Source organism: Pseudomonas sp. P4_B4, from assembly GCF_056402255.1.
Map to the genome: position 1 here is coordinate 34,207 of NZ_JBFUHS010000033.1, position 22,607 is coordinate 56,813.

At 54.6% G+C, this 22,607-nt stretch carries 16 protein-coding genes and 4 pseudogenes; 4 read left to right on the forward strand and 16 right to left on the reverse strand.

Annotation, left to right across the window (positions count from 1 at the left end; all coding sequences use genetic code 11):
- Positions 1-31: 31 nt before the first annotated feature.
- The 4 genes and pseudogenes from AC1DVE_RS25725 to AC1DVE_RS25740 form a co-directional block, all read right to left on the reverse strand.
- The gene (locus AC1DVE_RS25725; RefSeq protein WP_477784311.1) at positions 32-760 is read right to left on the reverse strand and encodes a FadR/GntR family transcriptional regulator; all 729 of its coding nucleotides are present in this window, start codon (positions 758-760) and stop codon (positions 32-34) included.
- Between the two features lie 57 nt (positions 761-817).
- Positions 818-2,344: a UxaA family hydrolase gene (locus AC1DVE_RS25730; protein ID WP_477784312.1), complete on the reverse strand. Its 1,527-nt coding sequence runs from the start codon at positions 2,342-2,344 to the stop codon at positions 818-820.
- 10 nt (positions 2,345-2,354) lie between these two features.
- A complete protein-coding gene (locus tag AC1DVE_RS25735) occupies positions 2,355-3,365 on the reverse strand; it encodes a zinc-binding alcohol dehydrogenase family protein (RefSeq protein WP_477784299.1) in 1,011 nt (336 codons plus the stop codon).
- Between the two features lie 439 nt (positions 3,366-3,804).
- Positions 3,805-3,955 (reverse strand): annotated as a pseudogene (locus AC1DVE_RS25740) (site-specific integrase); the annotation flags it as partial.
- A 151-nt stretch (positions 3,956-4,106) separates the two neighbouring features.
- Between AC1DVE_RS25740 and AC1DVE_RS25745 the strand changes: the two are divergent.
- A pseudogene (locus AC1DVE_RS25745) lies at positions 4,107-4,265 on the forward strand (NAD(P)-binding protein); the annotation flags it as partial.
- 52 nt (positions 4,266-4,317) lie between these two features.
- On the opposite strand, the gene AC1DVE_RS25750 reads toward AC1DVE_RS25745, so the two are convergent.
- From AC1DVE_RS25750 to AC1DVE_RS25800, 11 genes and pseudogenes are all read right to left on the reverse strand, one after another.
- Positions 4,318-4,812 (reverse strand): MaoC/PaaZ C-terminal domain-containing protein, encoded by a 495-nt coding sequence (locus AC1DVE_RS25750; RefSeq protein WP_477784300.1) that lies wholly within the window; start codon positions 4,810-4,812, stop codon positions 4,318-4,320.
- Positions 4,813-5,078: 266 nt separating this feature from the next.
- Positions 5,079-6,269: an acetyl-CoA C-acyltransferase gene (locus AC1DVE_RS25755; protein ID WP_477784301.1), complete on the reverse strand. Its 1,191-nt coding sequence runs from the start codon at positions 6,267-6,269 to the stop codon at positions 5,079-5,081.
- A 59-nt stretch (positions 6,270-6,328) separates the two neighbouring features.
- Entirely contained in the window at positions 6,329-7,096 is a 768-nt protein-coding gene (locus AC1DVE_RS25760; RefSeq protein WP_223441468.1) for a 3-hydroxyacyl-CoA dehydrogenase, read from the reverse strand.
- 281 nt (positions 7,097-7,377) lie between these two features.
- Positions 7,378-8,685 carry an OprD family porin gene (locus AC1DVE_RS25765; protein ID WP_477784302.1) on the reverse strand — a complete coding sequence of 436 codons (1,308 nt, stop codon included), beginning with the start codon at positions 8,683-8,685 and terminating at the stop codon, positions 7,378-7,380.
- Between the two features lie 231 nt (positions 8,686-8,916).
- Positions 8,917-9,030, reverse strand: a pseudogene (locus AC1DVE_RS25770) (hypothetical protein); the annotation flags it as partial.
- Between the two features lie 155 nt (positions 9,031-9,185).
- Positions 9,186-10,532, reverse strand: coding sequence for an MFS transporter (locus AC1DVE_RS25775; protein WP_477784303.1), 1,347 nt, complete (start codon positions 10,530-10,532; stop codon positions 9,186-9,188).
- A gap of 300 nt (positions 10,533-10,832) precedes the next feature.
- The gene (locus AC1DVE_RS25780; protein WP_477784304.1) at positions 10,833-12,464 is read right to left on the reverse strand and encodes an AMP-binding protein; all 1,632 of its coding nucleotides are present in this window, start codon (positions 12,462-12,464) and stop codon (positions 10,833-10,835) included.
- 316 nt (positions 12,465-12,780) lie between these two features.
- On the reverse strand, positions 12,781-14,433 hold the full coding sequence (locus AC1DVE_RS25785) for an AMP-binding protein (RefSeq protein ID WP_477784305.1): 1,653 nt from the start codon (positions 14,431-14,433) through the stop codon (positions 12,781-12,783).
- Positions 14,430-15,170 carry a nitroreductase gene (locus tag AC1DVE_RS25790; protein WP_477784306.1) on the reverse strand — a complete coding sequence of 247 codons (741 nt, stop codon included), beginning with the start codon at positions 15,168-15,170 and terminating at the stop codon, positions 14,430-14,432. Before AC1DVE_RS25790 ends, AC1DVE_RS25785 begins: the two co-directional genes overlap by 4 nt.
- Before the next feature lie 62 nt (positions 15,171-15,232).
- Positions 15,233-16,591, reverse strand: coding sequence for an MFS transporter (locus tag AC1DVE_RS25795; protein WP_477784307.1), 1,359 nt, complete (start codon positions 16,589-16,591; stop codon positions 15,233-15,235).
- A gap of 342 nt (positions 16,592-16,933) precedes the next feature.
- Positions 16,934-17,950 carry an AraC family transcriptional regulator gene (locus AC1DVE_RS25800; protein ID WP_477784313.1) on the reverse strand — a complete coding sequence of 339 codons (1,017 nt, stop codon included), beginning with the start codon at positions 17,948-17,950 and terminating at the stop codon, positions 16,934-16,936.
- A 393-nt stretch (positions 17,951-18,343) separates the two neighbouring features.
- Between AC1DVE_RS25800 and AC1DVE_RS25805 the strand changes: the two genes are divergently transcribed.
- The 3 genes from AC1DVE_RS25805 (at position 18,344) to AC1DVE_RS25815 (ending at position 21,546) form a co-directional block, all read left to right on the forward strand.
- Positions 18,344-19,105: an SDR family NAD(P)-dependent oxidoreductase gene (locus AC1DVE_RS25805; RefSeq protein ID WP_477784308.1), complete on the forward strand. Its 762-nt coding sequence runs from the start codon at positions 18,344-18,346 to the stop codon at positions 19,103-19,105.
- 12 nt (positions 19,106-19,117) lie between these two features.
- A complete protein-coding gene (locus AC1DVE_RS25810; protein ID WP_477784309.1) occupies positions 19,118-20,311 on the forward strand; it encodes an acetyl-CoA C-acyltransferase in 1,194 nt (397 codons plus the stop codon).
- 467 nt (positions 20,312-20,778) lie between these two features.
- A complete protein-coding gene (locus tag AC1DVE_RS25815; protein ID WP_477784310.1) occupies positions 20,779-21,546 on the forward strand; it encodes a hypothetical protein in 768 nt (255 codons plus the stop codon).
- Between the two features lie 222 nt (positions 21,547-21,768).
- On the opposite strand, the pseudogene tnpC reads toward AC1DVE_RS25815, so the two are convergent.
- A pseudogene (gene tnpC, locus AC1DVE_RS25820) lies at positions 21,769-22,356 on the reverse strand (IS66 family transposase); the annotation flags it as partial.
- Positions 22,357-22,607 lie beyond the last annotated feature (251 nt).

The window sequence follows — 22,607 nt, forward strand, 5'->3', positions numbered from 1 at the left end:
TGAGCAAGTAGCAAGCGGGCAAGCCCGTTTGCTACTTGCTCTGCCGAGCGGCAGTGATTTCTTCTGGTTCCAGAGCTTGCAGCCAACGATTCTCCGAACGGCTCAAATGCTGGCGCATTGAGGTTTGCGCGCCAAGAACGTCTTTGTTGGCTACGGCGCGAAGTATCGCCTCATGCTCGATTACCGCAGCTTCCCATGTCAGAGAGTTCTCTGAATGTTTGCTGAGGCGAGCCGAAATAGGGTTATGTCGCTCATCAAAGAGTGCGGTGATGATCCGGACCAGGGCGCAGTTGCCACTCATTTTAGCCAGGCGATGATGAAATTTGCGGTCGTCCTCCAGGGGGGGCAGGCCGTTTGCGATGCTGGCACGCATTGCGTCAATACATTCCTGCAGATAGCGATAGTCGCTTTTTTTGCCATGCACACAGGCCAGAACCACGGACTCACCTTCGATCAAGGCGCGGGCCTGCATAAGTTCCGAGGGGCTCTCGCCCAGGGTTACGGCCTTATTTTTTCCGTCCATGGTCAGGGCTCGGACGTACACGCCTGAGCCCATCCTGATTTCAACACCGCCTTCTATTTCCAGGGCAATGAGCGCCTCGCGAAGCGAAGGTCTGGAAACACCAAGAAGTTGTGTCAAATCGCGCTCTGGGGGAAGCCTGGAGCCCGGTTTGAAATCCCCCTGAAAGATGTAATCCCGAAGTTGGTCGGCGATTTTTTGGTACGGCTTTCGCTCAGCGGAGTTTGTCGGTGAAGCCATCGGTACGGCGTCCATCAGATAGTTTGCAAAGGCTACCATAGTGACTGGCTGTTCGTTTTACATCACTGCGCCAATCTGCCAGGGCAGAAACTCGTTATCGCCCAAGCCGTTTTCTTCGCTGCAGGTGTGTCGTCCGGAAGCGGTGTCCAGCATCAACTGGAACAACCGCTCGCCGGCCTCGGCCACCGACTCCAGGCCATCGACAATACCTCCGGCATTGAAATCCATATCCAGTTCCATGCGATGGAATAGACCGGTGTTGGTGGCGATCTTTAATGATGGAGTGGGCTTGCAACCGTAGGTCGAGCCACGGCCAGTGGTGAAGCAGATGAGATTCGCGCCTCCCGCAACCTGACCGGTTGCGGACACGGGGTCGTAGCCAGGCGTGTCCATGAACACGAGTCCGTGGGCATCGATAGTTTCAGCGTAGGGGTAAACGCCCATTAACCCGGTAGTTCCGGCTTTCGCCACGGCGCCAAGGGATTTTTCCAGAATGGTGGTAATGCCCCCGGCCTTGTTGCCAGGCGAGGGATTGTTGTTCATGTCACCATCGTTGTGGCGCACGTAGGCTTCCCACCAATGGATCCGCTCCATCAATTTTGCCGAAATATCGGCAGATGCGGCGCGGGCAGTCAGCAGGTGTTCGGCGCCATAGATTTCCGGTGTTTCCGAAAGAATTGCGGTGCCGCCATGCCGCACCAGCAGGTCTACCGCAGCCCCGAGTGCTGGATTAGCGGTAATGCCTGAGTAACCATCCGAGCCGCCGCATTGCAAACCGACGCTTAGATGGCTGGCCGCAACGGTAGTACGCCGGAAGTTGTTGATGATGGGCAGCATATCTTCAATATGGGCTATGCCACGTCGCACGGCTTCGCGAGTACCGCCCGCTTCCTGAATGATCAGGCTGGCCTTGAGCAGGGCTGAGCGATCCCCGAGTTCATTCATAAGGGGGGTCAGTTGGTTTACCTCACAGCCCAAGCCGATCAACAGAACACCGGCAAAGTTGGCGTGATCTGCGTACCCGCGCAAGGTACGTTTGAGGATATCGATGCCTTCACCTTTCGCACCCATGCCACAGCCGCTGCCATGAGTAATTGCAACAACGCCATCGACGTTGGGGAAGTCTTTCAGGCGCTCGGAAGAGAACGCGTTGGCGATGTGTTTGCAGACGGTTGCCGAGCAGTTGACGCTGGAAATAACACCGATGTAGTTGCGTGTACCGACGCGTCCATCATTGCGGACAAATCCTTTGAAAGTAGCCGGTTCACTGCTGAATAAAGTGGGTGCATAGATGTTCTGCACGCTGTGTTCGGAGTTGGTTGCAGGCATATCCAGATTGTGTACGTGGACGTAATCGCCGGGTTCGATGCCTTGGGTCGCCAAGCCGATGGTCTGACCATACTTGAGCACCTGTTGGCCAGCCAACACCGTGCGCAGGGCGATCTTGTGGCCGGACGGAATCTGCTGCCGGGCGATCAGCGCGATACCGTCGGCGCTGAGGTGTTGTCCTTCGGCGATATCTCCTCGGGCCACGGCGACATCGTCACCGGCTGTCAAAACAAGCAAAGATTGCGTATCGCTCATCACGCCTCTCCTAACACTCGATGATTGCTTTGACGACGCCTTGTTTTGGGTTGAGCAATGTGGTGAACGAACTGGCAACATCGCGCAGCGTCAGTCGATGGGTATTGAGGGCGGCATCCGGAATCAATCCGTTGCGCAAGCATTCTTCTACATAGCGGAAGTCTTCCTTGGTGGCGTTGCGGCTACCCATCAAAGTGGCTTCACGCTTGTGAAATTCAGGGTCGGAGAACGTGATGGAATCCCGAACCACCGAAATCATCACATAGGTGCCGCCGTGCGCGATGAACTCGAACCCGCGCTCCATTGCTCGGGCATTGCCGGTGGCATCGAACACTACATCGAAAAAATCACCCTCTGTGAGCTCAGCCAGGATCTCCTTGTCTCCTTCGCCGATTTTCACAGCAGCGTGAATCTTCAGGTGTTCCTTACAGAACGACAGACGATCGTCACGGGTATCCAGAACGGTGACTTTCGCATCGCGCAGGCTGGCGAAGATCGCCGCCGCCATGCCAATCGGGCCGCTGCCGACCACCAGCACGTGTTTATCCGCCTGGATATTTGAACGACGTACGGCGTGTGCACCGATTGACAGAAATTCGATCATCGCTGCCTGATCAAGCGAAACACCCACAGCCTTGTGTACGAATTCGTGGGGAATGCTCAGATATTCGGTGAAGGCACCGTCGCAGTGAACCCCCAGCACTTGAATACGGGTGCAGCAGTTGGTCTTGCCCTGGCGGCAGGCGATGCAGGCCCCGCAGGAAAGATAGGGCATCACGTATACGACATCACCCATGTTGAGGTCGCTGGCGCTGTCAGTTTCTTCTACAACCCCGGAGAACTCATGGCCCATCACGCGCGGGTATTCGAGGTAGGGCTGATTGCCGGTGAAAATATGCAGATCGGTGCCGCAGACCCCGACGCGCTTGATGCGGATGAGGATCTCTCCTGACTTTCTGAGCGGTTTTTCACTCTCGATGGCGGTTAACGAGCCGGGTTCGTTACAGATGACAGTCAGCATGTTGATGCTCCTTGGCTGGCGCGCAGGCGATGGATGTCGATAAGCGGGAGAGGGCACCGAGCGCCCGGCTGGCGGGGAATCTACACATTCAGGTGATCTCTTTTTGTTGTAGGCGGACAGTTGTCCGCTCGGATGATCAAGGCTCAAAAACTACACACCGAGAAAAATATTGGCAAGACCAATTTATAAAAATACTGATTGGACAGACCAGTTTGAAATTGGCGGAATCATTTCTGACTTCCGTTCCACGTACGATGCGGCGAGGAGGGAAGAAAATTGTTGACGCCGACGCCGACGCCGACGCCGAATTGACCAGTTGCCGATGTAAGACTGACCTACCTAAAATAGGCACCAATCTAGAACAGACAATGGTTTGCGAGGAATCAGACTGGGTCAGTAACATCCCGGCAACTAGGTCAATTCGGCGTCGGCGCCAACAGCCTTCGTATTTTTGACCAGAAGGGAGAGTAGTCGACGGTCATTTGTAGGAAGCGGTTGTGCAGTTCCAACAGCTCAGCCGGCGAAAGGATCCGGCTTCGTTCTGCCTCATAGTCCGCCGCGATCAGGGGGGATATGTCGACCAGCTCAGTGAAGGACTTGGAATAGGGACGGCGTGTTTGCTGTATGAAATACCCGCTTAAAAGGCTAAAACTGGTGCCCACTTAAATTTAAGTGCACACCATGTCCTGGCCTTTAGGGGTTGGGTCGGTGACTTGGCCGGACGCATACATAAATGAATTCATGGATGTCATTGTGATCGGCGCAGGCCAGGCAGGATTAGCGTGAGGTTGGAACTTACAGCCGCAAAACCTTGGGTTCCTGATTTTGGATGCTGAGCGGACTCCGGGAGGGAATTGGCGCAATTACTTTGACAGTCTGAAGCTTTTTTCTCTAGCTGCTTAGCTGGCGCTACCATTCGTACGCTTTTGGCCAAAAGTGGGCCACAGGAGTATCAATGTTGGCCAATGCTTCCAGGTACAGACCCACCCTGACTGCCCCTGCGCAGTATCAATACCGTCACCTCATAAACAAGGACGGTTTTCCCCCCCGTCGTAGCGACGTCGACTTTAAACACAACCCACCCTCGTTCATGGTTTTCCGCGTGGATGAGTGATCGAACGACTTGAACTGAGAGCTTGAGAATGTCTCCAGGCACTACTGGAGCAACCATCCTAAAACCATCGATCTTCCCACCCGCCACGACATTTGTTTGAAGCAGAAAGGCATCACACATCAACCGCTGCGAAATACCGAAGGTCTGCACCCCGCTGGCACAGTGCACCCCAAGTGGACTCGAACGGGCAAGGTCAGGATCTATATGAATATCGAGAGGATCGTACTCGGCAGCAAAGGCGACAATTTGTTCCGGTGTGATAGGAACAGATTGCTTGGCTGTCCAAGTTCTACCTGGGGTGAGGTCTTCCCAATACAGCTCTTTCTCTACCACGGTATCTCCTGGATTCTTCAGCGTTAAACTCGCGACACTGACACTCAAAACTTAGCTGTGCGTTTCTCCACAAATGCTCGCATCCCTTCTTTCTGGCCAGGCATTGTGTTGATCGCATTCAGCGCGTCTGGACGGTTAAGCGTGATCAAGCCGGCCCCTTCGACATGATCAACCATTAGGGGCCGGTAGTTCACAGACAAATCCTTTGCGCAAAAAAAGATTTCCGAGGCGCAGCGGGACATTTATTACAGCCAGTCAACGCTCCTCTATGAGAGGAGTTCGATAGCAATCGCGGTCGACTCGCCGCCACCAATGCACACAGAAGCGATGCCACGCTTTAGCGTGTTCTGCCTCAAGGCATTTACCAACGTAACAACAACACGCGCACCTGACGCACCAATCGGGTGCCCCAAAGCGCATGCCCCACCGTTGACATTTAATTGCTCATGTCCGACGTTCAAGTCTCGGATAACAACCATGGGAACCACGGCAAAGGCCTCATTGATCTCAAAGAGATCAACATCCTGCATTGACCAGTTGGTTCGCTCTAGCAAGCGTTTAATCGCACCGACCGGAGCGGAGGCATAGAGGCCGGGAGCGTGCGCGTAGGATGCATGACCTGCTATCCGGGCCAACGGTGTAAGGCCTCTACGCTCGGCTTCAGACAAGCGCATCAGCACGAGGGCAGCCGAGCCATCCGAAATAGAACTGGAGTTCGCCGCAGTCACCGTCCCGCCTTCGCGAAACGCAGGTTTCAACGTAGGAATTTTGTCGATCCGGGCCTTGCCCGGCTGTTCATCGCTTTCAATCGAAACCGTCTCACGGCCAGACGAAGCCAGCACAGGGACAATCTCGTCCTGGAAACGCCCTTCGGTGATTGCCTTCTGAGCTCGGGTCAACGAGCTGATCGCAAACTCATCCTGCTGGTCTCGAGTGAATCCATAACTCTGAGCACAGTCTTCGGCGTATGTGCCCATGAGCCGGCCTTTCTCGTAGGCATCTTCCAACCCATCGAGAAACATATGATCAATGATTTTGCTGTGGCCCATTCGATAGCCTGAGCGAGCTCGCTCCAACAGGTAGGGAGCGTTTGACATGCTTTCCATACCTCCGGCAACCACCACCTCCGCGCTCCCGGCATGGAGAAGGTCGTGGCCGAACATCAGCGCTTTCATACTAGAGCCGCACATCTTGTTGACTGTTGAGCACACCACCTGCTCCGGAAGATTCGCCAACAGGGCAGCTTGGCGAGCCGGAGCCTGACCTTGCCCAGCTTGTAGCACGCATCCCATGATGACCTCGCCAATGTCACTGGGCTGCAGGCTGGCTCGTTCCACGGCGGCACGAATTGCAACCGCACCCAGCTGCGCAGCGGTGGCTTCCTTGAAATTCCCAAGAAAGCCTCCTAACGGAGTTCGGGCAGCACTGACAATGACGATAGGGTCGGTATGGCTCATAACTGAATCCTCTGTTTCATGTTGGGGGCTTGTGCCCGATCACAGACTTTTAGCTCGATCTATTTCGCGGCCATTCTCAAAGCACCATCCAAACGAATCACCTCACCATTGAGCATGGAGTTTTCGATGATGTGCGCTGCCAACGCTGCGTACTCGGAAGGCCGTCCCAGCCGTGGAGGGAACGGCACATTGGCTGCCAATGATGCCTGCACGTCCTGAGGCATACCCGCCATCATCGGGGTCTCAAATATTCCGGGTGCAATGCACATGACACGGATGCCTGAACGAGCCAGGTCGCGAGCCAATGGCAATGTCATGGCAGCAACTCCACCTTTGGACGCGGCGTAAGCGGCTTGGCCTGTCTGACCGTCAAAAGCTGCGACAGAGGCCGTATTTATGACTACGCCGCGCTCACCTTCTTCATCGGGCTCTCCTCCCGCCATAGCCTCAGCAGCAAGGCGAACCATGTTGAAGCTACCGATCAAATTGATTTCGATAGTTCGGCGAAAACTCTCAAGCCCATGTGCGCCATTACGGCCTAAAACCCGTTCGGCTGGTGCAACACCCGCGCAGTTAATCACCCCATGCAACGCGCCAAAGACGCCTACTGCAGAGGCAATTGCTGTACGGCAATCAATTTCACTGGTGATATCTGCTCGCACGAAAATCGCACGTTTTCCTAGTTCGTCAGCGCGAGCTACACCGGCGGCTTCGTTCACATCGACCAGCACCACATTTGCACCTCGGCCCACCAACTCGCGCGCCGAAGCCAGCCCGAGTCCAGAACCTGCGCCAGTAATTAGGAAGACTGAGTTTTCGATGCGCATGATGTTTCCTCACAATTTGGCAGTACCGCGTATGCGGTTACTTGACATATAAAAGACCCTAAGGCCGGGCCGAGCCGGCCGCCGGTTTACTTCAGGTGTAAGCCACGCTGGAGATTCATGAGCGGATACGGCAGCGGCTTACGCGTCTCAATGACTCCGACAGATTGTATTACTGCTAGGTTCTCAGAGAGCCAGACGAGAGAATCGAGAAGTGTCAGCGCAAAGGCGAATTGATCAGTTCAGAACCCTCCAAATGAGTGCGATACCTTTGTGCTGCCCCCTTAGAAAAGCGGAATGCTGTAGCTCACAAACACGCGGTTCTGATCTTGATCACGGGCGGCTTCGCTATTGGATTTACCATTACGCCAGCCGAAACCCACGTTTTTAAGTGCACCGGATTGAACGACGTAGTCCAGAAAGATATCCCTTTCCCATTCTTTCTGATTGTCGCCGGATCTCGTCTTGATATTGTCCCCGGAGAGGTACATGACTGAGGCTTTCAGGCCAGGGACACCCAAGGCGGCAAAGTCGTAGGCGTACTGACCGAATGACGTACGTTCCCCTGCACGGTTGAAGCTCTGCATCAGACGATCTGTATACAGGTACAAGCTGCTGCCTCCAGCACCTTTATCTACGAGGCTACCTTGATTGGGCTGGGTAAAGTTGCTTCCATCTGAAACGCTTTGGTAGCCCGCTGTGATCGCGTGACCACCGATGGAGTAAACCAGGGCGGCACTCCAAGTGCGGTTATCGATCACGCCATCACCGTTTTTGGTGTAGCCACTGATTCTGTAGCCCGATGTACCAGAGCTGTTTTCACCTGACGAGTCAGTTTTGAAGTAGCGCAAGTCGGTTTTCAGGGATTGGTTGTTCGAGAACGATAGCGTGTGAATCAGTCCGAAAAACTGCTGGTTATAGTAGTTCTCGAGATGGGCATAGTAGTACTGAGCCGTCAGATCCTTGGTGACTTTCCAGTCACCCCCGACGAAGTCGAACTGGTTGCTTTCACGCGTACCGCCCAGAACGGCCAGCCCTGTCTGATCCGTTGAGCCGCGACCTGTTGCATGTTCAATTCGTCCACCCGTCAGGGTCAGATCCTTGAACTCGCTCGAGGTGATCTGGCCGCCCTCGAACGTTTGTGGCAGCACCCGTCCATCGTTGGCGACCAAGATTGGAAGTTTCGGAATTAAGGTGCCGTAACGTAGTTCGGTCTTCGATATTTTGACTTTTCCGGTCAGCCCCAGTCGACTCCACTCGTCGACTGCATCATTGTCACTCGTTGAGGGAATCATACTGCTGCCAACGTGCCGACCTTTGCCGCTGTCCAGGGTTATGCCCAATAATCCAAGGGAATCAACACCAAAGCCAACAAGACCATCGGTATATCCCGACTTGTAGTCCAACATGAAACCCTGCGCCCACTCTTCGGTTTTCGAAGGGGCAGCGGTGCCATCACGGTTGTCGTTATTGAAGTAGAAGTTCCTCATTCCCAAGGTAGCTTTGCTATCACTTAGGAAGTCAGCAAACGCATGGCCACTTAGGGCAATGCTGCCAAACACTAAAGTTACCGAAATTTTTTTTATGCTCACTTATAACTCTCCTATTTTTTATTTTTGTAAGTAACAGAAGCAACAAGTAAATCTTCCAAGCCAACGCAACACACACGAATCCAATGCAGAGCTCACTCACGCGAATGCATCAACTGAATATGCGCAATGGGAATGCCCTCCATTTCATCTACTGGTGCAATCCAGTTTTCTGACTCCAGATGGACTGGGGGATTTTTATCAAGGCAAACTTCCCCTTGAGTCGCTTACAACATTTTTCAGATAACCCATCATTACGGTGTTGCCCTTGAGCAGCAGCTCACCCGTTGTTTGGCCATCTTTTGGTACTGGCTGCATAGTTTCGGAGTCAGCAACCATTAAGCCTTCGAAGGCTGCCGCACGAGCCCCTTATGCATGGCAACTTGCAGCTCTGTAGAGGGCGGAGACAGTGTCGCCTTCGCTCAAGCCACGGTTCACCAGGACGGAAGCGAGGCGGAAGCAGCCATCGCTCTTCAAGTACAATCGAGTGGAGTCATCCAAGCTCACTCAGCTGAGAACGCCAGAGATTTCTTTGCTCGAGTGGAATCCGCACAAGACTGGTTGATCAATGTCACCGCCACTGCACCTATCAAGCCGGCCAAGCCGATGGCCATGAAGTTGTGCTCAAGTGGCAGGTTCATTGACACAAGCCAGCCGATCAGCACTGGTGCAACGATCGCCCCGATGCGTCCCACACCTGATGCAAACCCGACACCCGTCGAGCGTATCGTGGAGGGGTAGAAGTCACCTGCATAGGCATAGGCCAGCAGCTGCGTACCCAGTGTGGATGCCCCAACAACGAAGACGACTGCGTACAACAGAGAGACGTCGCGCGTATAGCCCATTAGGGTCAGAGCAATGGCTCCGGCAATGTAGAAGCTGACCAGAACGTATTTGATGTTGAGCTTATCGGCCAGCCAACCACCACCTAGTCCTCCAGCGATCGCACCAAGGTTGAATACGATAACAAAATTGAGTGCTGAGCCCAGGCTGAAGCCAGCCATCGCCATGAGTTTGGTTAACCAGGAGTTGAGCGCGTAAACCATGAACAGACCGGTCATGAACGCTGTCCAAATCATCACCGTGCTGAAGCCACGACCCTCCTTGAATAGATTGCGTACTGGAGCGTCCAACTCAGCCAGAATCGCTAGGTTGCCGGTCATCTCAGTTTGGCTGGTGATATTCAATGTTGGCTCAATACGCAGCGCAACCTTGCGCAGCTCATCCTGACGACCTTCCTTCAGCATGTACCCGATGGAATCAGGCATGGTTTTCAGGATGAAGGGGATCAGCAGAACCGGTAGTGCGGCAACGTAGAACACCCACTGCCAACCATGGCTCTCAATTAACTGCTTGGACGTAATGGCAACTAAAATGCCGCCTACCGAGTAGCCAGCAAATACCAGAGTGACCAGGCGAGTACGGAGTTTCAAAGGGGCAAACTCACTCATTTGAGCGGTGCACACAGGCAATACGCCGCCAATACCCAAGCCGGCGATGAAGCGCATGATGCTGAAACTGACAGGGTCGTTAGTGAAACCCGCACCGGCTGTGAAAAGGCTGAACAGTGCGACGCACATAGCAACCATTTTCGGACGGCCGATACGGTCGGCAAGTGTTCCAAGGAAGATCGCTCCAAGCATCGTGCCGAATAGGGCGGAACCCGCCATGATTCCTGCGCTAGTGGGGGCAATCTGCATGTCTTGCATGATAGCGGGAAGCGCCGCACCGACGATGGCGAGGTCGTAACCATCAATCACAAGAATTAGCATGCACCAGAAAAGTACGAGCCGGTGAAACCGGTTGAATTTTGAATCGCTGGCGAGCGTGTACACGTTAACTGTCTGCATATTATGTATCCTTCGGTATTATTGTTGTTTGTGAAGTGCACATCGATTAGCGGGTTCGGTATTTGGTCTCTTTGTGAGAAGATCCTCAAAGTTGGCGGTCTGCAGCATATAAAGCTGGTAGTCTCTGCACGGCGCAACTCAGACGTATTCAGCTACTTTCTGCATGCGTAGAGCACTAGGACGTCCTATTCCCACTAACATCCAAAGAATGCTTCGAGCTCATCGAATACAAAAAATGAAAGTCATTAAGGTCGTCACATAGTGCATCTAGAACTTTCGCGTACTTTAAACTCTTAAGCGCTAACCCTGCTGCTTAGCAATCTCCTGGTTGCGCAGTATGAAACGTTGCAGCTTGCCGCTAGGTGTTTTCGGCAATTCATTGACGAACTCGATTTCCCGGGGGTAGGCATGAGCCGCGAGGCGCTGGCGGACATGTAGCCGCAATGTTTCGGCTAGTTCTGGGCTTGGAAGATATTGCTTGTTCAGCACCACGAAGGCCTTAATTAACTCTGTACGCTGCGGGTCAGGCTTGCCGATTACGGCTGACTCAATCACGGCAGGATGCTCCACCAGCGCGCTTTCAACGTCAAACGGCCCTACCCGATAGCCGGAGGTAGTGATCACGTCGTCATCACGGCCTACGAAGCTAATGCTGCCATCGTCGTTGAGTTCTGCCGTATCGCCGCTCAAGTAGTAACTCCCCACGAAGGCCTTGGTTGGCATGCCGAAGTAACCACTGAACCAATGCAGCGGCGAGCGCTCGCGATCGACTGCCAACGCACCAGGCTGGCCGGGCGGCAACTCCCGCTGCAGGTCATCAAGCACTACGATTCGGTGGCCAGGAATGGCGTAGCCAGCAGAGCCTTCACGCACAGTGTGGCTCAGGCCGTGATGGTTGCTAAGCACCATGCCTAGCTCGGTCTGCCCATAGTGGTCGTGGATGACTACACCTAAGTTCTCGAAAAACCAGCGGATGACTTGGGGATTGAGTGGCTCACCGGCGCTGCTAACCACGCGCAATCGACCTCGGATGCTATCGGTGAATTGCATACCCGAGGCGATAAGTAGCCTGAAGGCCGTCGGCGAGCCGGCGAGGTTAGTGATCGCATATTTGTTGATTACCGAACAGGTGCTTTCGACCGAAAACGGGCCATCGTAAAACAATGTCGAGTGACCCAAAGCCAGTGGCGCGGTGACCGCGTAATAAAGGCCATATGCCCAGCCGGGATCGGCGAGGTTCCAAAAGCGATCGTCCGCTCGCAGTTCTACTGCATCACGTACGTAACCCTTGAAAGCCAAAATGGCCCGCAATGGGACTTCCAGTGGTTTGGCTGGCCCTGTGGTACCGGAAGTACACATGAGCAGGAACGGGGCTTGGCCGTCCTGAAGCAATGGCTCGCAGTCGTTGCTCTGGCGCTGCAGGGTACTCCAGAAATCATAATCGCCGAGGCCAAGTTGATCGGCGCCAACAGTGACCACAGTCGGACAGTCGGTGACGTCGTCTAGTTTGGGCCGGTTGCGCACGTCTGTGACAACCCATCGTGCGCCTGAGCAGTCCAGTCGCTGCTCGATCGCCTTAGGCCCGAACGCGGTGAACAGCGGTTGGTAGACTGCCCCCACCCTCCAAGTTCCGAGGATAGTGATCAGGAGCTCGACAGTTCGCGGCAAAAGCCCAGCGACTCGGTCACCCGGCCGGACGCCCTGCTCACGGAGGAAATTGCCAAATCGGGCAGCCTGATCCTGTAGTTCGCGGAAGGTATACTGTGAGGAGGTGCCGTCCTGCGCTTCGCAGTATAAGGCTACATCCTGGCCAGCAGCATGCCGGTCACAGCACTCCACGCAGGCGTTAAGCCCGTCCAGACTGCCATGCAGTTCTTGCGCGGCGGTTTGCAGGTAATTGAACTGGCTTGCGGCGGTGTGATAATCGACCATCACGACATCCTATGATTGTTGTTAGTGTTGTTAGGTAGCGATAATAGCTCTGGTTTTTGTGGGTAACTATGTTCTGGCCGCTCAAAGTTTCTGACTGGTTTGGCCAAAACTTTAGATTCGGATCATGCCTATCCAACCTTTGTTACCTTCCCCGCGTCATCCCGCCAAGAGTGTTGAGCGTTATCAGGGATCAAGGTCCCAGCGACCTGCGGGGGGATGCCCACTAACGCGGGACTTAGGGCTCCTTACGGCCGGGAGCTTGGGCATCTTCATGCTTTGTCCTCCGGCTCTTGAGGTTTAGTAAAAGGGTGAGGTGTCAGCCAGTTGAGGCCAGACGTACGATCGCCTCTTGGCTCCCGGCTTGTTGCCGCAGGATGAACTTCTGGATTTTCCCCGTGGCGGTTTTCGGCAGCTCCATGAATATCACGCGGCTCGGGCACTTGTAGCGGGCCAGGCGCGCCTGGCAATACGCGATCAATTCAGCTTCGGTTGGTGGTTGGACCTGGCTTCTGAGCTCGATGAAGGCGCAGGGAACCTCACCCCATTTGTTGTCTGGCTGCGCCACCACGGCGGCATGCAACACCGATGCGTGACCATGAAGAATGTCTTCGATCTCTACGGATGAAATATTTTCACCGCCGGAGATGATCACGTCTTTTGTGCGGTCAGTAATCTGCACGTAACCATCAGGATGAACCACTGCGACGTCACCGGTATGAAACCAGCCGCCCTCGAATGCCTTTTGCGTGGCGGTCTGGTTTTTCAGGTAGCCCATCATCACGGTATTGCCTCGCAGCAGCAGTTCGCCGGTGGTCTGGCCATCATGGGGGACGGGTTGTAGCGTTTGTGGGTCCGCGACCATCAAGCCTTCAAACGCTGCAGCACGTGCACCTTGTCGAACACGCATTTTCGCTTTGTCTCGATCGGGGAGCTCATCCCATCCGTCCTGCCACACGCAGCTGATCGGCGTGCCCGCCACTTCAGTAATGCCATACACATGGTCAACCTGGAAACCCATCGAAACCACAGCGTCCAAGACTGAGGCCGGGGGAGGGGAGCCGGCCGTCAACACACGTACCGGGTGTGGGAGTTCGAGGGGGGTTGGGGAATTTGCAAGCATGGCGAGCACCGTCGGTGCAGCACAGAAATGATCGGCTTTATGTTCGGCAATGGCGCTGAGAACAGCGTCCGCTGTCACTTTGCGCAGGCAGATATGGGTGCCTGCTGCAGCGGTAATAGCCCATGTGAAGCACCAACCGTTGGCATGGAACATTGGCAGTGTCCATAAATACCGCGGTGCCTGGGCAAGCGGCCAATTGGTCAACTGCAACAAGCTCATTAGGTAGGTGCCCCGATGGCTGACCACTACGCCCTTGGGGTCGCCAGTGGTACCGGAGGTGTAGTTCAGTGCAATCGGCTGCCACTCCGTGCACGGCCATACTCCCTGGAAATTCGGGTCTCCTTCGGCAAGCAGGGTTTCATAGTCGCTAACATCAATCTCGCCAACTGCCGGGGCCAGGTGATCTCGGATTATCACGATTGCCGGGGGGCGTTCGAGTTTTTCCAGCGCGGCGCAGGTCACGGCCATAAACTCGCAATCGACCAACAGCAACTTGCATTCGCTGTGGCGCAAAATAAAAGCGATGCCTTCAGCGTCCAGACGATGGTTGATCGTATTCAAAATCGCTCCGGATAATGGAATTCCGAAATGCGCTTCGACCATTGCCGGCGTATTGGGTGAAAGGATGGAAACTGTATCTCCTGGGAGGACACTCCTGCCCACCAGCGCTGATGCGAGTCGATAACAGCGCTCACGCGTTTGCGCCCAGGTCCTCTGCAGCTCGCCATGAATGATAGCGACACGTTCAGGGTGAACAAGAGCGGCCCGGTTCAAAAAACCGAGGGGGGTCAGCGGGACATGGTTCGCTGGACTCTGATCGAGTCCGTTTGCGTAGGCACCGGTAATCATGGGCAGGTCTCCTTATTATTTTGATGAAAAACGGCAAAAGCGCTGACTGGCTCACGGGCCGTTACCAACGTGTTTTCAATGCACGCAGGATCGGCATAGCCAAGGCTCATACCGCACACCAGCATTTGCTCAGCTGGAATGCCCAGCACTTCTGAGATGACTTTGTGGTACTTAAGAAATGCAGCTTGTGGGCAGGTGTGCAAACCACGACCACGGGCGGCCACCATCACGTTTTGCAGGAACATGCCGTAATCGAGCAGGCTGCCCTGCTCGAGCACTTTATCCAGGGTAAATAACAGTCCTACCGGGGCATCGAAAAATCGGTAGTTGCGACCATGCTGTTGGTGCATGCGGAGCTTGTCACCCTTACTGATTCCAAGCAGACCGTAGAGATCCCAACCCACTTTGCGCCTGCGATCCACATAAGGTGTGACCCATTCGCGTGGGTAGTACTCATAAGGGTCTTGCGCACCGCTACTAAGCTGCGGATCGTTATCGATGGCGGCGATCGCCATCGACAGATGCTCCTTCACTTCGCCGGTAACGACGTGAACACGCCACGGCTGCATGTTGACGCCTGAGGCGCTGAAACGAGCGATGCCCAAAATCGCTTCGATTTCTTCACGCGACACTGCAGTCGGCAGGAAGGCTCTGACACTGCGGCGTGACGCAATTGCCCAGTCGACGGTGCGCTTAAGTTCTTGCGCTGACAACGGCGGTAGTGACAAGCGATTCAAGGTACACATCCTTCTACTGATCGAGTCAAACGGGCAAGGAGATCTCAACTGCAGCCTGTCGGTCAGCGTGACAACGCTGGCGCTTTGCTGACCTGTGTCGAATCCGCCCGTGACTGGTTTACAAACGAGACCGCCACCGCGCCCATCAGGCCCGCAAGTGCGATCACCATGAAGTTTTGTTCGAGTGGCAAGGTCAGCGAGACGAACCAGCCGATAAGCACCGGGGCGATAATTGCGCCGATGCGGCCGACCCCGGACGCGAAGCCCACGCCAGTGGAACGGATTGAGGTCGGGTAAAAATCCCCTGCATAGGCATAGGCATAGGCATAGGCAATCAATTGGGTGCCTAGGGTGGAGGCGCCAACAATGAAGACGACCAAAAACAGCAACTCAGTCGAATGTGTAAAGCCCATCGCAGTAAGCGCCAGCGCGCCCACCACGTAGAATGAAACCAGGACATATTTGATATTGAACTTGTCGCTGAGCCATCCGCCGCCGAGCGCACCGACAATCGCTCCTACGTTAAAAATGATGACAAAATTAAGCGCCAAGCCCAAGCTGTGGCCGGACATCGCCATCAGTTTGGTCAACCAGGAATTGAGCGCGTAGACCATAAACAGTCCTGTCATGAAGGCTGTCCAGATCATCACCGTGCTGAATCCGCGGCCATCGCTGAACAACCCTTTAACTGGGGTGTCGAGTGAGTAATTGTTCTCGGCAGGATGTCCCGCCAGCACTGTCTCGGCATCCAATGGATAAGTGGGATCGATCCTTTTGATGATTAGGCTCAGATCCTGCTGACGACCCTGCTTGAGCAAGAAAGCCATGGATTCCGGCATAGTCTTCAAAATGAACGGGATCAGCAGCACGGGTAGTCCTGCAACGTAGAACACCGACTGCCATCCGTGGCTTTCGATCAGTTGCTTGCCGGTGAGTGCGACCAGAATTCCGCCCACGGAATAGCCCGCAAACACTAACGTGACAAGCCGGGTACGAAGTTTCGCCGGTGAGAACTCGCCCATTTGTGCAGTCACGATCGGCAGAACGCCACCGATGCCCAGCCCTGCGATGAATCGGGCGACGCTGAAGCTGATCGGGTCGCTGGTGAGCGCGGCAGTCGCGGTGAACAGGCTGAACAGCGCAACACAGATAGCGATCATTCTTGGTCGGCCGATGCGGTCGGCTAACGTCCCCAGAAAGATCGCGCCAAGCATGGTTCCTAGCAGGGCCGAGCCGGCCATGATGCCTGCGCTGGTCGGGTCTATCTTCATGTCCAGCATAATGGCAGGCAATGCAGCGCCAACGACGGCTAGGTCGTAGCCGTCAATGACCAATATCAGCACGCACCAGAAAAGAATCAGTCTATGGAAGCTGTTGAATTTTGAGTTGCCTGCGAGCGTGTATACGTTGATCGGTTGCATATTGTGTCTCCTTCGATTTTATTTTTTTTGGTGAAGTGCACTTGCTTGCGTACATCAAGATTGCCGTCGAAAAGCCAGCTCGGCACCGCCGACCACTAAGCCTTTACTGATGAGAGAGCGGCTGCTGTTTCATGGCCATTCTAGGTAGGCGATTTAAAGCGGCCCATGCCTGGCGGTGCCAACTTGGGTGAGCTGTTTGGGCATGTTTGAGAGAGGTGCCAGCGAGTCAAACACCAGCGAAAAAGCATTGAAGTGGCGTACGCGGTTGTAGAGAAAACACGTAGCTAATAAATCCACATGACGCTTGTGGATGGGACTGGGGCATCGTTCCGATAAATGAAATTATTCGTCTGACCGGTTGCGTCGATAGGCGCCCGGGTTAACTCCCGTCCACTTTTTGAATGCGCGGTGAAAAGCGCTCGTTTCCTGAAAACCGGTTTCTGTGGCGACCTCAGTAACCGTCATGTCTCCGCGTGACAGGAGGTCAATGGCCATGTCACGACGTAAATCATCTTTGAGGTTTTGATAATGGGTGCCCTCGGCCTGCAGCCGGCGCTGTAGGGTTGAATTGGACATGCAGAGCAAAAGTGCCAGCTCGTCCCTTTCCGGCCACTTGTCCGGACTCAACCCTCGTAAGCGCCGCCTTATCTGCGCACTGATGCTGTCGTCGTTACGGTATTTTACTAAAAGGCTGGCGGGGGACTCTTTTAGGAACGCGCATAGACTGGCGGGAGTCTGCGCAATTTTCATATCCAGGAATTTTTTGTCGAAATTGACCTGCGTTGTCGGCGCGTCGTATTGAATGTCTTCACAAAAACGCATTCGGTAGTCGCTTTCATCGGCAGGCTTCGTGGCGCGAAAACTGAGCGCCAGCAATGGAATGCGTTGGTTGACTAGCCAGCACGCCAGGCCATGTACGAGGATAAACCACGTGCCGTAAGCGAACAGCCGCCGCAGGTTTCCGTGATCGTGGAGGATGATGAAGGCGTGATCTTCCTCGGTGTGTATTTCACCATGGATGTCATCGAGTACCAGCCTCAAGAACGAAAGCATTYGCTGCAGAGCTTGGCCCAAGGTGTAGCAATCAAGGAGCGCATGGCACATCAATTTGAAGCTGCCACGTCGCATCGGATGGCTGTCGATACCAAAGAATTCGTCATCCAACAGATCCGCCAACTCGATCCACAGCTGAGCGAATGAGCCGGCTGACACCCTTGCTTTTGGGGCATCGAGCAATTGCGGGTCGATGTCGGCTTTCCCTAAGGCCAGTGCCACGTCGATACCTCGTTGCTTGGCGCTATAGAGGGCTTCATGCACCAGTGCGATTGACGTGGTTCCCTTGTCCTGAGGTGTAACCATCATTTTCTCCACGTGGTGAGTGCTGTGCTCGGTATATGACTTTCGTGGTCAGTTCGCATTCGCTACAAGCCGCGAATTTGGTCCTTTCTAACCCGTCCCTTGGCCAAACCGATCACACAAGTTGGTGGCTTTGACCATTGTCCGGCTAGTCATGTGGCCTCAGTATTTCATCAACTTTAGTTCTTCCAACCTTAACAAGACCAGCTAGGACTATGAGTTAGTACGATTGTTCGTCCCCGTATATCGCATTGCGTACGACCAAATGGTGCAACCGTTGAGCGCACTCAATACCGCGCCTGGCTAAAGGCGGCATCTATGTTGCGCCACCACGATATCGCCATGTTTCTAGAGACTGCGGCGATGACCGTTCCAGCTTGAATACAGGAAGCCATAATGCAGATCGACAACAAGGTTTTTCTCGTCACCGGCGGTGCCTCCGGGCTCGGTGCGGCCACGGCTGAAATGCTGGTCGCGACCGGTGCCAAAGTGATGCTGGTGGACATGAACGCCGAGGCCGTTGCGGCCCAGGCTGAACGACTCGGCGCGCAAAGCGTGGTTGCAGACATCAGCAACGAAGTCGCGGCCGAAGCAGCCGTGCAGGCGACGGTCAAAGCCTTCGGTGGCCTCAATGGTCTGGTCAACTGCGCCGGCATCGTGCGCGGTGAGAAGATCCTCGGCAAGAATGGCCCTCATGTGCTGGCCAATTTCAGCCAGGTAATCAACGTCAACTTGATCGGCAGTTTCAACATGCTGCGCCTGGCAGCGGCGGCAATCGCTGAAACCGAAGCGGATGCCGACGGCGAGCGCGGCGTGATCATTAATACCGCCTCGGCGGCCGCGTACGACGGCCAGATTGGTCAGGTGGCCTATGCCGCGTCCAAAGGTGCGATCGTTAGCCTGACCTTGCCCGCCGCCCGGGAACTGGCGCGCTTCGGCATTCGGGTGATGACCATCGCGCCGGGCATTTTCGAAACCCCGATGATGGCCGGCATGACCCAGGAAGTCCGTGACTCTCTGGCGACCGGCGTGCCGTTCCCACCGCGTTTGGGCAAACCGGCCGAGTACGCCGGACTGGTCAAACATATTATTGAAAACAGCATGCTCAATGGCGAGGTAATCCGTCTCGACGGCGCCTTGCGCATGGCCGCCAAATAAGGAGGATTTGTCATGACAATGTCCAACGATCCGATTGTAATCGTCAGCGCCGTCCGTACCCCGATGGGTGGATTTCAGGGCGAACTGAAAAGCCTGACCGCGCCGCAACTCGGTGCTGCCGCGATCAAGGCGGCGGTCGAGCGCGCCGGCGTTGCCTCCGACGCCGTCGACGAAGTGCTGTTCGGCTGTGTACTGCCGGCCGGCCTGGGCCAGGCGCCGGCGCGCCAAGCCGCACTGGGCGCCGGGCTGGATAAATCGACCCGCTGCACGACCCTGAACAAAATGTGCGGTTCGGGCATGGAAGCAGCCATTCTGGCCCACGACATGCTGGTGGCCGGCAGCGCCGACGTGGTTATCGCCGGCGGTATGGAAAGCATGTCCAATGCTCCTTATTTACTGGATCGCGCACGCAGCGGATACCGCATGGGCCATGGCCGGGTGATCGATTCAATGTCCCTCGACGGCCTGGAAGACGCCTACAACAAGGGACGTCTGATGGGCACCTTTGCCGAAGACTGTGCTGAGACCAACGGTTTCAGCCGTGAAGCCCAAGATGCCTTTGCCATTGCTTCGACCACCCGTGCCCAGCAGGCGATCAAAGACGGCAGCTTCAGGGATGAAATCGTTCCGCTGACCGTGATGATTGGCAAGGAGCAAGTGCTGATCAGCAATGATGAGCAGCCACCGAAAGCCAAACTGGACAAGGTCACCTCGCTGAAGCCGGTGTTCCGCGAGGGCGGCACCGTGACGGCGGCGAATTCCAGCTCCATTTCCGATGGCGCCGCGGCACTGGTGTTGATGCGCCGTTCCGAAGCTGAAAAGCGCGGCCTGAAGCCGCTGGCGGTGATTCACGGCCATGCGGCGTTTGCCGATGCTCCAGAGCTGTTTCCGGTCGCACCAGTGGGCGCGATCAAGAAACTGATGAAGAAAACCGGCTGGTCGCTGGAGCAAGTCGATCTGCTCGAAATCAGCGAAGCCTTCGCTGTGGTCAGCCTTGTGACCATGACCCAACTGGAAATCCCCCACGAGAAGATCAACGTTCACGGCGGCGCTTGCGCCCTGGGTCACCCGATCGGTGCGTCCGGCGCGCGGATCCTCGTGACCTTGCTCTCGGCCCTGCGCCAGAAAGGCCTGAAACGCGGCGTTGCAGCGATCTGTATCGGTGGCGGTGAGGCCACGGCAATGGCCGTTGAATGCCTGTTGTAGGAGCACGACTTACCTGCGGTGGCGTCCTCGTGATCGCCATCGTCTGGTCGCCTTCCGGAACAAGCAGGTCAGGCGGTACCAGGGCCATTCTAAAGAATGGCATGATCAACAGCGCCACTGACATCTGAAAATAGACTGCCCAGATTCTCGTCACTTCAGGATTGAAGTGAGTTCCAGCTTGCGTCGCATTTATGCAATTGATGCATTACACCCATGCACCTAAATTAGGCTGCAAAAATAGGTTTTCCAGTCAAGAATACCTAACCAGAGCGCTGAAACTAATCGTTAACGTTTATTTTTTGTCATCTGCCAACCGCTGCACTCGCCGAAAAACACTTTGAAAGTAAGTCTGTTGTGCATAGTTGGCTTTCACAAGTCTGATTATAGTGATCTGTCTTTGCTTGATTGTAAGTGCTGGATTATTGAGTTCTCTATTATTATAGGTTTGGCTAGAAGGGAGATTTATAATGTCTACTATGAGAGATGTCGATTCGACATCGTTGAGTATCGATAGTCTACATTATGGCTATTTAAAGCTTTCTTATCAAGATAGAAGGCCAGCCACGTTAGGATTAGCGGCAGTCAACGCAGTTTTGCTGGCGGCAGGAGTGAGGGTAAGTCAGGTTGACATCTCCAAGGACGCCATTCCCATCCTGAAAGCTTCCATGTATAGGAAATTATCAGTAGAAGATCATGATGAGTTGATCTCATTGTTTCCTTTGCATAGGGGTGAATTGCTAGAAGAGATTGAGAGGGCGGGGCGAACACCAGAAATGCACCGTGGTGGTTTTATGTCGACTGCAGAATACGGTGGGACGCCATATCCCAAGGTAGTCGACATGAAAGCTATCAGCACAGACGACCTGCCCGATTTCCAAGCGAGACTGGGAAAGCTGCACTCCAATAGCTCTGAAGATGGAGCTGGAATCGACGAAGTCATGACGATTGTGTCAGGTGGAAGCTCGGTCTGGTTTTTTCGCCTTTTGGACAATAGCGTCGTCAAACTGACACTTGGAGCTGTGGATTCAGGAGGTAAGGCATGGCGCATCAGCTACCCTGGATTGGGGATTCACGGTACGTATTTAAATTCTGAGAATGGGATTCTCATAGCTTACGCACATGGTCCAAGGAGCTTTGTTGTTCGGTACTATGACGCCAGCATTGACGGTTCAGAGCTGCTAGGGACTAATCCATGGCTGGATTTCAGCGGGAACATTCCAAGCTTGCTTGATTGAAATGTCATTATTCTTACCTCAATATTTGTAGCTTTGGCTGGCGCTTCTACCGAGAATAAAGAAGGTATTGTGAATTTTTAGCATCCTATCTTCATATGAATTAAGAACCTCCATTACAGACGGGGAGTTACTATGCAATGTTTTCGAGGAGATCAGTTCCAATTTCCAAATGCGTATTCACTAATTGAGTCGTAAGCGTCTGCCCAACTCACCTTGCGTAAGTTAGGCCGGCACCCACTGATGCGGCAGCAGTTGGTCGATCTCACTTGCCCGCTGCGTCGGCAGGCGCATCAACACATCTTTGAGATACGCATAAGGATCATGCCCATTCATGCGGGCTGACTGGATCAAGCTCATGATCGCAGCTGCCCGCTTACCGCTGCGTAGCGACCCGGCGAACAACCAGTTCGAGCGTCCAAGTGCCCACGGCCTTATCTGATTTTCGACCGCATTATTATCTATGGGCACAGCCCCGTCCTCGAGATATCGAGTCAGTGCCGTCCAGCGTTTGAGGCTGTAATCCAGAGCTTTGGCGATGGCCGACCCTTCGGGCACAAGATCGCGCTGGGCCAACATCCAGGTATGCAGTGCGTCGATCAGGGGGGCCGCTTTTTCCTGGCGTATTCGCCAGCGATTTTCGTCGGTCATTTCCCGCGCTTGCCGTTCAATTTCGTACAACCCGCCAATTGAGTGCAGCGCCTGCTCAGCCAGTTGGCTTTTATTCGTCGCGTGCAAATCGAAAAACTTGCGGCGGGCGTGGGCCAGGCAGCCGATTTCCGTGATGCCTTGCTGGAAGCTGGCTTTGTAGCCGCCATTATGAGTTGCAAAACATAACGCTGGTTATGTTGCGGCCTGAGTTATGTGATCCCGACCGAGCGAATAGGCAGTTTCTCTGTTGTCGATAGGCGATTGACGCAACATAAATTGCAGCGCCTTGGTAGACCTTCATCCCCTGGAGTGTCTGCCATGTTCGAGAATATCTATTCTTCAAACGCTGCCTGTAAACGCCATCGTGCGGGATCGCTGGCCGCTGAACGCGAGCGATATCTACAGCACTGTGC